The sequence below is a fragment of the Bacillus sp. z26 genome (assembly GCF_058313635.1).
This window is the reverse complement of record NZ_JBZFQM010000002.1, coordinates 312,115-325,827: the sequence shown is the minus strand read 5'-3', so window position 1 is coordinate 325,827 and position 13,713 is coordinate 312,115. Positions and strand designations below refer to the sequence as shown.

Annotated in this window: 12 protein-coding genes; all 12 read left to right on the top strand. The window is 39.1% G+C overall.

Annotated features, from left to right (window positions below; translation table 11 throughout):
- Positions 1–16 precede the first annotated feature (16 nt).
- The 12 genes from ribF to AC4G3K_RS06720 all read left to right on the top strand — a co-directional run bounded on the left by ribF (position 17) and on the right by AC4G3K_RS06720 (position 13,579).
- The gene (gene ribF, locus AC4G3K_RS06775) at positions 17–955 is read left to right on the top strand and encodes a bifunctional riboflavin kinase/FAD synthetase (RefSeq protein ID WP_491076933.1); all 939 of its coding nucleotides are present in this window, start codon (positions 17–19) and stop codon (positions 953–955) included.
- A 131-nt stretch (positions 956–1,086) separates the two neighbouring features.
- Positions 1,087–1,356: a 30S ribosomal protein S15 gene (rpsO, locus tag AC4G3K_RS06770; protein ID WP_066100335.1), complete on the top strand. Its 270-nt coding sequence runs from the start codon at positions 1,087–1,089 to the stop codon at positions 1,354–1,356.
- Between the two features lie 206 nt (positions 1,357–1,562).
- A complete protein-coding gene (gene pnp, locus AC4G3K_RS06765) occupies positions 1,563–3,677 on the top strand; it encodes a polyribonucleotide nucleotidyltransferase (protein WP_491076934.1) in 2,115 nt (704 codons plus the stop codon).
- Between the two features lie 125 nt (positions 3,678–3,802).
- Positions 3,803–4,762, top strand: a complete 960-nt coding sequence (locus tag AC4G3K_RS06760; protein ID WP_491132880.1) for a polysaccharide deacetylase family protein — start codon at positions 3,803–3,805, stop codon at positions 4,760–4,762.
- Positions 4,763–4,872: 110 nt separating this feature from the next.
- On the top strand, positions 4,873–6,102 hold the full coding sequence (locus AC4G3K_RS06755) for a M16 family metallopeptidase (RefSeq protein WP_491132879.1): 1,230 nt from the start codon (positions 4,873–4,875) through the stop codon (positions 6,100–6,102).
- Between the two features lie 156 nt (positions 6,103–6,258).
- Positions 6,259–6,516, top strand: coding sequence for a YlmC/YmxH family sporulation protein (locus AC4G3K_RS06750; RefSeq protein WP_491076937.1), 258 nt, complete (start codon positions 6,259–6,261; stop codon positions 6,514–6,516).
- A gap of 119 nt (positions 6,517–6,635) precedes the next feature.
- Positions 6,636–7,532 carry a dipicolinic acid synthetase subunit A gene (dpaA, locus tag AC4G3K_RS06745; RefSeq protein ID WP_491132878.1) on the top strand — a complete coding sequence of 299 codons (897 nt, stop codon included), beginning with the start codon at positions 6,636–6,638 and terminating at the stop codon, positions 7,530–7,532.
- Positions 7,533–7,534: 2 nt separating this feature from the next.
- The gene (gene dpaB / locus AC4G3K_RS06740) at positions 7,535–8,128 is read left to right on the top strand and encodes a dipicolinate synthase subunit B (RefSeq protein ID WP_491076939.1); all 594 of its coding nucleotides are present in this window, start codon (positions 7,535–7,537) and stop codon (positions 8,126–8,128) included.
- 181 nt (positions 8,129–8,309) lie between these two features.
- The gene (gene asd / locus AC4G3K_RS06735; RefSeq protein WP_491076940.1) at positions 8,310–9,353 is read left to right on the top strand and encodes an aspartate-semialdehyde dehydrogenase; all 1,044 of its coding nucleotides are present in this window, start codon (positions 8,310–8,312) and stop codon (positions 9,351–9,353) included.
- A 73-nt stretch (positions 9,354–9,426) separates the two neighbouring features.
- A complete protein-coding gene (gene dapG / locus AC4G3K_RS06730; protein ID WP_491076941.1) occupies positions 9,427–10,680 on the top strand; it encodes an aspartate kinase in 1,254 nt (417 codons plus the stop codon).
- A gap of 27 nt (positions 10,681–10,707) precedes the next feature.
- A complete protein-coding gene (gene dapA, locus AC4G3K_RS06725; RefSeq protein ID WP_491076942.1) occupies positions 10,708–11,583 on the top strand; it encodes a 4-hydroxy-tetrahydrodipicolinate synthase in 876 nt (291 codons plus the stop codon).
- A gap of 328 nt (positions 11,584–11,911) precedes the next feature.
- Positions 11,912–13,579 carry a ribonuclease J gene (locus AC4G3K_RS06720; protein ID WP_491132877.1) on the top strand — a complete coding sequence of 556 codons (1,668 nt, stop codon included), beginning with the start codon at positions 11,912–11,914 and terminating at the stop codon, positions 13,577–13,579.
- Positions 13,580–13,713 lie beyond the last annotated feature (134 nt).

Genomic DNA, 13,713 nt, shown 5'->3' with positions numbered 1-13,713 from the left:
TCAGAGGGGAATAAAGATGAAAATAATCAATATTACTCATCCCCATAACTATCATTGGGGAGACTTTCCGCCAATAGCAGCAGCTCTTGGTTATTTTGATGGCGTTCATATCGGCCATCAAAAGGTGATTGAAACGGTTAAACGAATTGGAGAAAAAAAAGGGTTGGCGACAGCAGTGATGACATTTGATCCCCACCCATCTGTCATTTTGAATAAACATATCAAGCATGTAAGGCTCTTAACACCTTTGCAGGATAAAATAGATTTAATGGAGAATATGGGATTGGATTATCTCTTTATTGTCCAATTCACGCCTGATTTTTCACGTCTTTCACCACAACAATTTGTCGATGATTACTTAATATCACTCAATATTAAACATGTGGTTGCCGGTTTCGATTATTCTTATGGGCAATATGGAAAAGGTACCATGCAAACACTGCCGCTTCATTCAAAAGATAAGTTTGATGTCACAACGGTATCAAAACAGGATCTTGGAGAAGAGAAAATTAGCTCAACCCGAATTCGCGAAGAATTGATTAACGGTCATACCGAAACGATCAATCAATTACTAAACAGACATTTCTCGGTTAAAGGAAGTGTTGTGGATGGGGAAAAACGCGGAAGATTATTAGGTTTTCCCACTGCTAATATAAAGATTGATCCGGATTATTATCTTCCAGGGACCGGTGTCTATTGCGTACGTATGAAGGTGCGTGGTAATTGGTATAATGGTATATGTAATGTAGGCTATAAACCTACTTTCCATTTGGAAAAAGAAGAAATACCGACTATAGAAGTACATTTGTTAGATTTTGAAGCTGATATCTATAAAGAAAGAGTCATTGTCGAGTGGCATAAACGTATTCGGAGTGAACAAAAATTTAGTTCCGTGGACGGCCTGGTTGCTCAGCTTAAAAATGATAAAAAATTCGCAATAGAATATTTTGGTTAAAACTAAGCACTTGCTTTTTTTACAGGAACGTAGTATTCTAATTATCGTATGAATAGAACCTTTCCTTGGCTAAGCGCATCACCAACGCTCGCTCAGGACGAGGGGATTTGAAAATTAGGAGGTGAATTAGGATGGCATTAACGCAAGAGCGTAAAAATGAGATCATTAATGAGTACAAAACTCATGAGAGCGATACTGGTTCTCCAGAAGTTCAGATCGCTGTCCTTACTGAACAAATCAACACACTTAACGAACACTTACGCACTCATAAGAAAGACCACCACTCACGTCGCGGTCTTTTAAAAATGGTAGGTAAACGTCGTAACTTACTTACTTATTTGCGTAATAAAGACGTTACACGTTATCGCGAACTAATCAACAAGCTTGGTTTACGTCGATAAACTACTCAGAAAAAGCGGGATTTTTCCCGCTTTTTTGTTATACATAGAGGAGATCATAAAAGTTAGAAGGTATTGTCGCTTTTTAACTCGACAACTATGGAGTATACTAATATTAATTTGATTGAAATCCAACAGATCTTGTCAAAATGATGAGAAACAGGATAAATTTTGTAAGATTATTGTAAGCAGAGAGGAGCAATGAAGAAATGGAGCAAACAAAACGCACATTTTCTTTTGATTGGGCAGGACGTCCATTAACGGTAGAAATCGGCCAATTAGCGAAACAGGCTAATGGTGCTGCGTTAATTCGTTATGGCGATTCAGCCGTTCTAAGTACAGCAGTAGCTTCAAAGGAACCAAAGAATTTAGATTTCTTCCCATTAACAGTGAGCTATGAGGAAAAATTATACGCAGTAGGAAAAATCCCTGGTGGATTTATTAAACGTGAGGGAAGACCAAGTGAGAAGGCAGTTCTGACAAGCCGTCTAATTGACCGTCCAATCCGTCCATTATTTGCTGATGGATTCCGTAATGATGTACAGGTAGTGAGCATGGTTCTTAGTGTAGACCAAAACTGTCCTACGGAAATGGCAGCTATGTTTGGATCTTCACTGGCCCTTTGTGTTTCTGATATTCCATTTGAAGGACCAATTGCCGGTGTAATTGTTGGCCGAGTTGATGGCAAATTTGTTATTAACCCAACGATTGAACAGCTTGAAAATAGTGACATTCATTTGACAGTTGCCGGGACAATGGATGCCATTAACATGGTTGAAGCAGGAGCGCAGGAAGTGCCTGAAGAAACAATGCTGGAAGCAATCATGTTTGGACATGATGAAATCAAAAAATTGATTGCATTCCAAAATGAAATTGTAGCAGCTGTCGGTAAAGAAAAACGTGAAATCACTCTATATGAATTAAATGCTGAGTTGATGGAAGAAATTAAAGCAATGTGTTTAGAAGAATTGCACACGGCTGTGCAAGTACAAGAAAAACACGCTCGTGAAGATGCGATTAAAGTAGTAAAAGAAAAAGTCAAGGCTGTTTACGAAGAAAAAGAAGCGGATGAAGAGACGCTCAAACAAGTAAATGAAATCTTGAGTAAATTGGTAAAAGATGAGGTCCGCCGTTTAATTACAGAAGAAAAAGTACGTCCTGATGGAAGAAATCCTGAAGAAATTCGTCCTTTGTCCTCTGAAGTTGGCTTATTACCTCGTACTCATGGTTCCGGATTATTTACTCGTGGACAAACTCAAGCCCTTTCTATTGCTACACTGGGTGCATTAGGAGATGTTCAGATATTGGACGGGCTTGGCCTTGAAGAGTCTAAGCGCTTCATGCACCATTATAATTTCCCGCATTTCAGTGTTGGAGAAACAGGACCAATCAGAGGACCAGGCAGACGTGAAATCGGACACGGAGCACTTGGTGAAAGAGCACTTGAACCGGTTATTCCTAATGAAAATGATTTTCCATATACAATCCGCCTTGTATCCGAAGTGCTGGAATCAAATGGATCTACCTCTCAGGCAAGTATTTGTGCCAGTACGTTAGCATTGATGGATGCCGGAGTTCCAATCAAAGCCCCGGTAGCAGGTATTGCAATGGGTCTCATTAAGCAAGGAGAACATTATACCGTTCTTTCAGACATCCAAGGAATGGAAGATCACCTGGGAGATATGGACTTTAAAGTAGCAGGTACCGCAAAAGGTGTAACTGCACTACAAATGGATATAAAAATTGCTGGTCTGACTCGTGAAATCCTAGAGGAAGCTTTAATGCAAGCTCAAAAAGGAAGAAACCATATTTTGAATCACCTAACGAGCACATTGAACCAACCTCGTGAAGAACTTTCTCAATATGCGCCTAAGATTTTAACAATGGCTATTAAACCTGATAAAATCAGAGATGTTATTGGACCAAGCGGAAAACAAATCAATAAAATTATTGAAGAAACCGGCGTGAAAATCGATATCGAACAAGACGGTACGGTCTATATCGCATCCACTGATCAGTCAATGAATGAAAAAGCAAAAGCGATTATTGAGGATTTAGTTCGCGAAGTTGAAGTTGGCCAAATCTACCTTGGTACGGTGAAACGTATTGAGAAATTTGGATGCTTTGTTGAGATCTTTAAAGGAAAAGACGGTCTTGTCCATATTTCTGAACTGGCAGAAGAACGTGTTGGCAAAGTAGAGGACGTCGTGAAAATTGGTGATGAAATTCTTGTTAAGGTTACTGAAATTGACCGACAAGGAAGAGTTAACCTATCACGTAAAGCAGTTATAAAAGAAGAAAAAGAAAAAGCAGAACAAAAATAAGCATGACGAGCCGGCTAGGAGACATTGGTTTCCTAGTCTTTTAACAATGTTCATTTTTGTTAATAAATCCCTATAGTTCTAACCTGTCCTATCCACTCATACATTTTGTGTGAGGAGGAGAAGCTATGGATAAAAAAATGTTCCAATTCCTTGCATTATGTGCCATTTGCGTTATATCATGGATGTTGGTGCAAAGTCCTTTTATGAACCAATATGTGACAAGCATTCCGAATGGAATGGTTGCTTATGTCACAAATGCAAATGATGAACTTTACCAACAAATTGAACAGGCCGCTGAAAGATACAAACAGGAGCCTGTTGATGCAGTGATTGATCGGGTCTGGAAGAAAACTCCGGGGTACAATGGAATTCAGGTAGACATAGAGAAGTCGTATAAGAAGATGAAACCTAAAGGGAAATTCCAGGAAAATCAACTCGTCTACAAAGAAGTCAGCCCGATAGTCCATTTGAAAGACTTGTCACCCTCACCCATCTATCGTGCAAACCCAAATAAACCTGTCGTATCGTTTATCATTAATGTTGCTTGGGGCAATGAATTTATTGCAGGAATGCTGGACACTTTGAAAAAGTCTAAAATCCATGCTACATTTGTAATGGAAGGACGATGGGTAAAAAACAACCCTGAACTTGCCAAAAAAATAGCAGCATCCGGGCATGAGCTGGGGAATCATTCATATACTCATCCAAATATGCAACATTTATCAGCTGCAGCTGCCGAAAAGGAAATCCAGGAAACAAACCGAGTGATTCAAAAAGTGACGGGTCATACGCCGACATTATTTGGACCTCCGAGCGGGAGTTATAACGATCGGACAGTTCAAGTGGCAGCCGGCCTTGGTATGGAAACTATTCTCTGGACAGTTGATACAGTGGATTGGAAAAAACCAACACCAGAAGTACTGACAAAACGGGTTCTAGACCATATACATAAAGGTGCTCTTATTCTTATGCACCCAACAGAATCAACATCAAAATCTTTGGATATATTAATTAAGAAGATTGAGAAGGAATATAAAATCGTGCCTGTAAGTGAGGCATTCAAAGAAGAACGTGTAAGCCCCTGAAGACTTTCCTGTACCCATATAGGGCCGGAAAGATTTCTCTATGCTGTTAAAAGTGTATACATATTAGGTATATTTGAAAAAGGGGACATCATGAATAGGAGGAACGTTTGTTGATAAAAAAATATACATGTCAAAACGGTGTCCGTATAGTTTTGGAAACCATCCCTACTGTTCGTTCAGTGGCAATCGGGGTTTGGATCAAAACTGGTTCAAGAAATGAAGATCAAGTAAACAATGGCATTTCTCATTTTCTGGAGCACATGTTTTTTAAAGGGACAACTACCCGAACTGCGAAAGAAATAGCGGAATCATTTGATCGGATTGGCGGTCAGGTGAATGCTTTTACATCTAAAGAATATACGTGCTACTATGCCAAAGTGTTGGATGATCATGCGCCATATGCTTTGGATGTTCTGGGGGATATGTTCTTCAATTCCACATTTGCCGAAGAGGAACTAAAAAAAGAAAAAAATGTTGTTGGTGAAGAAATCAAAATGTATGAAGATACACCTGATGATATTGTTCATGATATTCTGAGCCAGGCTGTTTTTGAAAAACATCCACTTGGTTACCCAATCTTAGGCACAGAAAAAATTCTGGATACAATCAACCCGGAGACATTGAAACAGTATGTTTATAATCACTATACTCCAGATAAGGTCGTTATCTCCGTTGCAGGCAATGTTGATGAGAGTTTTATCAAACAGGTTGAAAAGTTATTTGGAAGTTATGAGGGCGGGACAGCGCGGCCTGAATTGGAAATTCCAACCTTCCATACGAATAAGATTGTTAGAAAAAAGGATACCGAACAAGCCCATCTATGTCTTGGTTTTAACGGTTATGATATAGGAAATGAAAAAATTTACAGCTTAATAACGCTTAACAATGTATTAGGCGGATCGATGAGCAGCCGTTTATTCCAGAATGTGCGTGAAGAAAAGGGGCTTGCTTACAGTGTCTATTCCTACCATACTTCCTATCAGGATAATGGTGTGGTTGTTATTTATGGCGGAACTGGTGCCAATCAGGTCCAGGAGCTATTTAATACGATTCAGGACACTCTTAATGAATTGCGCAATGAAGGGATTACCGGCAAAGAACTTGATAATTGCAAAGAGCAACTGAAAGGCAGTCTGATGTTAAGTTTAGAAAGCACAAACAGCCGAATGAGCCGTAATGGTAAAAATGAGCTCTTACTGGGAAAACACCGTTCCCTCGATGATATTGTAGAATTGATTGATGCTGTTTCTGTTAACAGTGTAAATGATTGCATCAAAGATATATTTACTGACTCCTATGCAGCGGCTTTAGTTGGGCCGCAAGATGAGTGGAACTTATAAATAATAAAAAAGCAAGCCTTCTTTTAATCCATTGGATTATTAGCAGGCTTGCTTTTTTATTTATTATTAGGCAGTACCCGGATTAACTTTCTCTTCTAAAAGTATGCCACCCCTTCATATAGTTTAGAGTAAGCAAATGAAAGAGGAGTGGCCTAAATGAAGCTGAGTGAATTAAGCGGCAAAGAGATTGTGGATGTTAAAAAAGCAGAACGATTAGGGGTACTTGGCCAAACAGACCTTGAGATAGATGAATTATCCGGTCAAATTACCGCTCTTTTAATCCCATCGGGTAAATGGTTTGGATTCAGAAAAAATGGAAATGAAGTACGCGTCCGCTGGAGTCATATACAAACAATAGGTACGGATATGATCATCATAGATATTCCTAATGAAAATACAATAACGGATTCTTAAAAAACGCCAAGGTGCGTTTTTTTTGTTGGTCCAGGTTTTTATCACCGATGCCTTCTTCTTTTCATATTATGAGATTGAATGAATTGATCTTTATAAAATAAAGAAGGTGAAAATCTTCCATGCTCACAGGAATGAATATTGCCGTCCTCGGTGGAGATGCCAGGCAGCTTGAAGTGATTCGCAAATTAACCGAGTTGGATGCAAAGGTGTATTTAACAGGTTTTGAACAATTAGCACATGCTTACACGGGAGCAGTTAAGGAAAGTCTGGAAGATTTGCCTGTTAAAGAGCTGGATGCCATTATTTTGCCTGTTCCAGGTACAAATATGGATGGGAAGCTGGATACTATTTTTTCAAACAGACAAATCATCCTCACGGAAGCTTTTTTAAAAGAAACACCGGAACATTGTACAATCTATTCGGGTATTAGCAATGATTACTTAAACAATATAACGAAACAGACAAATCGTAAATTAGTCCAATTATTTGAACGGGATGATATAGCTATATACAATTCCATTCCCACCGTTGAAGGGACAATAATGATGGCTATTCAGCATACAGATTTTACGATTCATGGGTCTAATGTGCTAGTCCTTGGATTGGGGAGAGTCGGGATGAGTGTGGCCCGAGCTTTTCATGGACTTGGAGCCAAAGTTCGTGTGGGTGCCCGTAAATCAGAACATATAGCCAGAATAACGGAAATGGGTTTGACTCCTTTTCCATTAACAGAATTGGAATCTGTTGTTGAAAATGTTGATATTTGTATAAATACTGTGCCTCATAAGATTATTACAGCCGTAATCATCTCAAAAATGCCAACAAGAACATTGATTATTGATTTAGCATCGAAACCGGGCGGGACAGACTTCAGATATGCAGAAAAACGTGGAATAAAGGCTATTTTAGCACCTGGATTGCCTGGAATAGTGGCACCTAAAACGGCTGGCCAAATTATGGCTAATGTACTGGGCCAATTACTTCTGGATGATTTAGGAAATGGAAGGGAGATATAATAATGGATGTCAAGGGATTGAGAATAGGATTCGGATTAACAGGATCCCACTGTACGTATGATGAAGTCTATCCACAAATTGAAAAACTGGTTCACGCTGGGGCAGAGGTTGTTCCGGTTGTTAGTTATACGGTTAAAAATACGGATACGAGATTTGGCAAAGGTGAAGATTGGATAGCGAAAATTGAAAAACTGACAAACAAAAAAGTGATCGATACCATTGTCGATGCAGAGCCCTTAGGTCCCAAATTTCCATTGGATTGTATGGTAATCGCGCCAATGACTGGTGTTTCGATGAGTAAATTTGCAAATGCACAAAATGATTCACCAGTACTAATGGCTGCCAAAGCAACTATTAGGAATCATCGTCCGGTTGTACTCGGGATCTCAACAAATGATGCACTTGGTTTAAATGGTGTGAATTTAATGAGATTGCTAAGTACTAAAGATATATACTTTATTCCATTTGGCCAGGATGACCCCTTAAAAAAACCAAATTCAATGGTGGCCAGAATGGAGAGTCTATTAGAGACGGTGGAATATGCTCTAGAAGCTAAACAAGTCCAGCCTATTATAATTGAAAGATACAGAGATTAATGTGGATGATTTAAAAAAATGACATGTTATGATATATTTTAAAGAAGAATATATTCATTGTTCTGAAAAGAATGTTGCCCTTTTATAAATAAATATAAAAATAATCTTGACAACATTTCTACTTTTACTGTTGCAGTTTACAGTTAGACAAATACAGAAATTATAGGAAGGGGAAACATCCATGAATGAAAAAAAATTGCATGTAGCTGTAGTGGGGGCCACTGGGGCCGTCGGACAGCAAATGATTGAAACACTACAAAAAAGAAAATTCCCTATCGGAAAAATAAGTCTGTTATCCTCTTCTCGATCTGCTGGTAAACAAGTTGAATTTAACAGTGAGACCGTAACGATACAGGAAGCTAAGCCAGAGAGCTTCGAAGGGGTCGATATAGCTCTGTTCAGTGCGGGTGGAAGTATATCAAAAGCACTAGCTCCAGAGGCGGTTAAAAGAGGTGCCATCGTTGTGGATAATACAAGTGCATTTCGTATGGAAGAGAATGTCCCGCTTGTAGTTCCTGAAGTAAATGAGGAAGATCTTCATAAGCATCAGGGAATTATTGCGAATCCGAACTGTTCGACTATCCAAATGGTTGCAGCACTTGAACCAATTAGAAAATCTTACGGACTTAAAAAAGTTATTGTTTCCACCTACCAGGCTGTTTCCGGTGCAGGTGCAGCAGCTGTTGAGGAATTAAATAGGCAAACAGGCGACATTTTAGCCGGCAGGGCCGTTAACCCATCTATATTACCTGTTAAAGGTGCAGACAAACATCATCAGATCGCTTTTAATGCTATTCCTCAGATAGATATCTTTGAGGATAATGGGTATACGTATGAAGAAATGAAAATGATAAATGAGACGAAAAAAATTATGCATATGCCTTCCCTGCAGGTTGCTGCTACTTGTGTTCGCCTTCCTATTGCAGTGGGTCATTCTGAATCTGTGTACTTTGAAATTGAAAGTAACGGTGTCAGTGCTGAGGAAATAAAAGGATTGTTAATGGATGCTCCAGGAGTTGTCCTGCAGGATGATCCTGCCAATCAGGTTTATCCCATGCCAGCAGATTGCGTTGGAAAAAATGAAGTGTTTGTTGGAAGAGTTAGGAAAGATTTGGACGAAGAGAGCGGGTTCCATATGTGGGTGGTATCAGATAACCTTTTAAAAGGGGCTGCATGGAATTCTGTCCAGATCGCCGAGAGCCTAGTCCGATTAGGTCTTGTATAATCAAGGATATATATAAGATATTCTGGCCTTCCTATTATTCTTTAAATATGAAGGCCAATTTTGGGGTGGAATAGTGAAAATCATCGTTCAAAAGTTTGGCGGTACATCTGTTAAGGATGCAGAAAGCAGAAAGTATGCGTTTCAACATATTAGAAGAGGTTTAGATAAAGGATATAAAATAGTAGTAGTTGTATCGGCAATGGGAAGAAAAGGCGATCCATATGCAACAGATTCATTGCTCTCACTTGTGAATGAAAACGGAATGCACCTGGGAGAGCGCGAGCAGGACTTGCTATTATCATGCGGGGAAATTATTTCAGCGGTTGTATTTACCAATATGCTCCTTGAAGAAGGTATACAGGCAACTGCTTTAACTGGAGGACAGGCCGGTTTCAGAACGAATACTGATTATACAAATGCGAAAATCATGGAAATGAAGACCGATAGACTGATTGATGAATTAGCTAAATCAGACGTTGTCGTTGTAACCGGTTTTCAGGGGATAGCTGAAAATGGGGATATAACAACAATAGGCCGTGGAGGCAGTGATACATCTGCTGCAGCCCTTGGCGCCGCATTAAAGGCTGACTATGTTGATATATTCACTGATGTGGAAGGCATCATGACAGCAGATCCCCGTATCGCCGAGCAAGCCAGACCTTTGTCTGTAGTAACCTATACAGAGGTATGTAATATGGCATATCAAGGCGCTAAAGTTATTCATCCGCGAGCGGTTGAAATAGCGATGCAGGCTAAAGTTCCTTTGCGAATCCGTTCAACCTATTCTGAAGGTGAAGGGACGTTGGTGACAGGTCACCCGAAACACCGGCGCGGCAGCGATATTCAGGAACGTCTTGTTACAGGTATTGCACATGTGAATAATATTACTCAGATTAAAGTAAAAGCCAAAGAAAACCAGTATAATTTGCAGACTGAAGTCTTTACAGCTATGGCAAATTCGGCAATAAGCGTAGACTTTATCAATATTTACCCGAATGGTACTGTATATACAGTCTCTAATAAGGACGCAGATAAAGCGATAGCAGTATTACATGAATTAGGCTATGAGCCTCGCGTGCAACCAAACTGTGCCAAAGTATCTGTCGTTGGGGCCGGAATAACTGGAGTGCCTGGAGTCACGGCAAAAATTGTCACTCCGCTGTCCGAACGTGGAATACAGATTCTGCAATCGGCAGATAGTCACACTACAATTTGGGTATTGGTTAAAGAAAAAGATTTAGTTGAAGCAGTAAATGCTTTACATGATGCGTTTAATCTCCATTTACTGGATGAACATCTAACTGAATGGCGAGAAATGGCTGAATAATAAAATTTAGGGATTGGAAGTGGTAGAATGGGTCTTTTTGGACGTGTGTCCACCGCAATGGTAACCCCTTTTGATAATAAAGGGAATATAGATTTTGTTAAGACAGCAAAATTAATTGATTATTTAATTGAGACAGGAACAGATTCATTGGTGATATCAGGAACTACCGGAGAATCTCCTACATTATCAACAGAAGAAAAAATAGCTCTATTTGAATATGTTGTGAAAATTGTTAATAAACGGATCCCTGTTATAGCCGGAACAGGCTCAAATAACACGTATGCATCCATACATTTGACGAAAAAGGCAGAAGCTGCCGGTGTGGATGCGATTATGCTTGTAGCTCCTTATTATAATAAACCAAACCAGGAAGGGCTGTATCAGCACTTCAAGACTGTAGCTGAAGCTACATCACTGCCTGTAATGGTATATAATATACCAGGAAGATCGGTAACAAATATTCAACCGGAAACGGTTATTCGCCTGGCAAAGATTCCAAATATTGTCGCAGTGAAAGAGGCAAGCGGTGATTTAAATGCAATGACTAAAATCATTGCCAATACACCGGCTGATTTTGAATTATATTGTGGCGATGACGTATTAACACTTCCGGTACTTTCTATCGGAGGGGCAGGTGTTGTTTCGGTAGCTTCTCATATCGTTGGACGTGACATACAACAAATGATTGGGTATTTCTTTGATGGTGAAATTGCTGAAGCGGCCAAAATGCATCAGAAGTTGCTTCCTGTCATTGAGGGATTATTCATGGCGCCAAGTCCTGCTCCTGTCAAGACAGCTTTACAAATCAAGGGGATGAGCGTGGGATCTGTCCGATTGCCGCTTGTGCCTCTTAATGAAGCTGAACGTAGTACATTAATAAATCTATTAAACATGCTTAATTAAGTTTATCTATTTTTCAAGTCTGGTAAGCCAATTCTTTGCAATTGGCTTATCTATCTATTGGATTATATTATACATATTTGGGGTTATTTATTTCATATTATCTAACCAGAAGGACATTGGAACTTTTGTGATATAAAGCAGTGAAATATAAAGCATGAAGTTTAGGCACATACTGGACATTAAAATGGTTTTATTGTAAATAATGTTACAAGTTAGAATAAATAGATATATTCGAAAAGGGTGTGGCAGTGGCATGCCACTACACTATCAGTTATAATGGATTCAACTGGAAAATGGACGAGCAGTTAATAACAGGAGGAACAATAAATTGGTAAAACAAATTAGACAGAAAATCAAAGTAATTGCATTGGGAGGAGCAGGAGAAATCGGCAAGAATATGTATCTCGTTGAAGTGGACGAAGATATATATGTTCTTGATGCCGGTTTGATGTTCCCAGAGACTGAAATGCTGGGTATAGATGTTGTTATTCCGGACATTTCTTACCTTATCGAAAATAAAGAAAGAATACAGGGAATCTTCCTTTCACATGGCCATGAGGATCATATTGGTGCATTGCCTTATATTATTGAAGAATTGGATGCGCCTGTATACGGTACAAGATTAAGTATAGAATTAACGAAATCGAAAATTGCGGAGATAAACGATCAATTAAATGTTGATTTTGAAGTAATAGATTCAAACACATCTCTGCGTTTTTCCTCTGCACGCATCACATTTTTTAAAACAAACCACAGCATTCCTGATTCTGTTGGAATCTGTATTGAAACAAAAGATGGTGCTATTGTTTATACGGGTGATTTTAAATTCGATCAGGCTGCACAAGGACTCTATAAGGCGGAAATTGGCAAAATGGCAGCAATCGGTGAATCGGGAGTGCTATGTCTTTTATCAGATAGTTCAGGAGCTGAACGCATTGGTTTTACTCCATCTGAATCATTGGTTGCAAGACATATGTCAGATGAATTTTACAATGCCAAGGGCAGAATCATTGTAGCTTGTTATGCGTCTAATATTAATGGTCTTCAGCAAGTGTTAAATGCTGCCTACGATAATCGCAAAAAAGTTGCAATAGTTGGTAAATCTATGGAAAAAGTATTGGAGATTGCCTTAGAATTTAACTATTTAGATGTACATGAGGATGTCTTAATCCCAATAACTCAAATAGATCAGCATGAGGATAAGGAAATTATCATCCTTGCAACCGGGTCGCAGGGTGAACCATTTGATGCACTACAAAAAATGGCTAAGCACGCTCATAAACAAGTGAATATTAAACAAGGTGATACCGTATTATTGGCCGCTAACCCTGTTCACGGCGGTGAACTACTTATGTCCCGGACCATTGATTTGTTATATAGAGCGGGCGCAAAAGTAGTAGCTGGTAAAAATCAAATTCATGTTTCTGGCCATGGGAGCCAGGAAGAGCTGAAAATGATGTTGAACCTTATGAAGCCTAAATACTTTATACCAATTCAGGGAGATTATAAGATGCTTATTGCGCACATGCGCATAGCTAAATCGATTGGCTTTGAACAAAACCGTATCCATATACCTGAAAATGGGGAAGTCATTGAAATTACAGATGAGGCAATGGAAAGTGCAGGAAAAGTGATAGCAGGCAATGTATTAATTGATGGAAGCGGCGTAGGTGATGTAGGGAATATTGTATTGCGTGACCGACGTTTATTATCCCAGGATGGGATCCTCATTGTCGTTGTGACATTGAGCCGCTCGGATAAAAGTATCGTTGCCGGTCCTGAAATCATTTCTCGCGGATTTGTTTATGTCCGTGAGTCAGAATCATTGATGGAACAATCAACAAATATAGTACGTGAAATTGTTGTGAAAAACACGGCAAAAGATCATTTTGACTGGGCTGGAGTGAAACAGGAGGTCCGTGATAATTTGAATCATTATTTGTTTGAAAAAACAAAACGTCGTCCAATGATTTTACCAATTATTATGGAAGTATAAAGTAGAATGAAAATGGCTATCCGCTGGATAGTCATTTTTCATATTCAGATACTCAATGCGTACAAATAATAAATACTTGAAATGGTAAAAGAAAATTGGATTTCTGATAATCTGTTCATTCGTAATACTCAGTA

Excerpts from the sequence above, each read along its gene's own strand:
- AC4G3K_RS06760 (WP_491132880.1), top strand. The coding sequence starts at position 3,803 with ATGGATAAAAAAATGTTCCAATTCCTTGCATTATGTGCCATTTGCGTT.
- asd (WP_491076940.1), top strand. The coding sequence starts at position 8,310 with ATGAATGAAAAAAAATTGCATGTAGCTGTAGTGGGGGCCACTGGGGCC.
- dpaA (WP_491132878.1), top strand. The coding sequence starts at position 6,636 with ATGCTCACAGGAATGAATATTGCCGTCCTCGGTGGAGATGCCAGGCAG.
- dapA (WP_491076942.1), top strand. The coding sequence starts at position 10,708 with ATGGGTCTTTTTGGACGTGTGTCCACCGCAATGGTAACCCCTTTTGAT.
- rpsO (WP_066100335.1), top strand. The coding sequence starts at position 1,087 with ATGGCATTAACGCAAGAGCGTAAAAATGAGATCATTAATGAGTACAAA.
- AC4G3K_RS06750 (WP_491076937.1), top strand. The coding sequence starts at position 6,259 with ATGAAGCTGAGTGAATTAAGCGGCAAAGAGATTGTGGATGTTAAAAAA.
- ribF (WP_491076933.1), top strand. The coding sequence starts at position 17 with ATGAAAATAATCAATATTACTCATCCCCATAACTATCATTGGGGAGAC.
- dpaB (WP_491076939.1), top strand. The coding sequence starts at position 7,535 with ATGGATGTCAAGGGATTGAGAATAGGATTCGGATTAACAGGATCCCAC.
- pnp (WP_491076934.1), top strand. The coding sequence starts at position 1,563 with ATGGAGCAAACAAAACGCACATTTTCTTTTGATTGGGCAGGACGTCCA.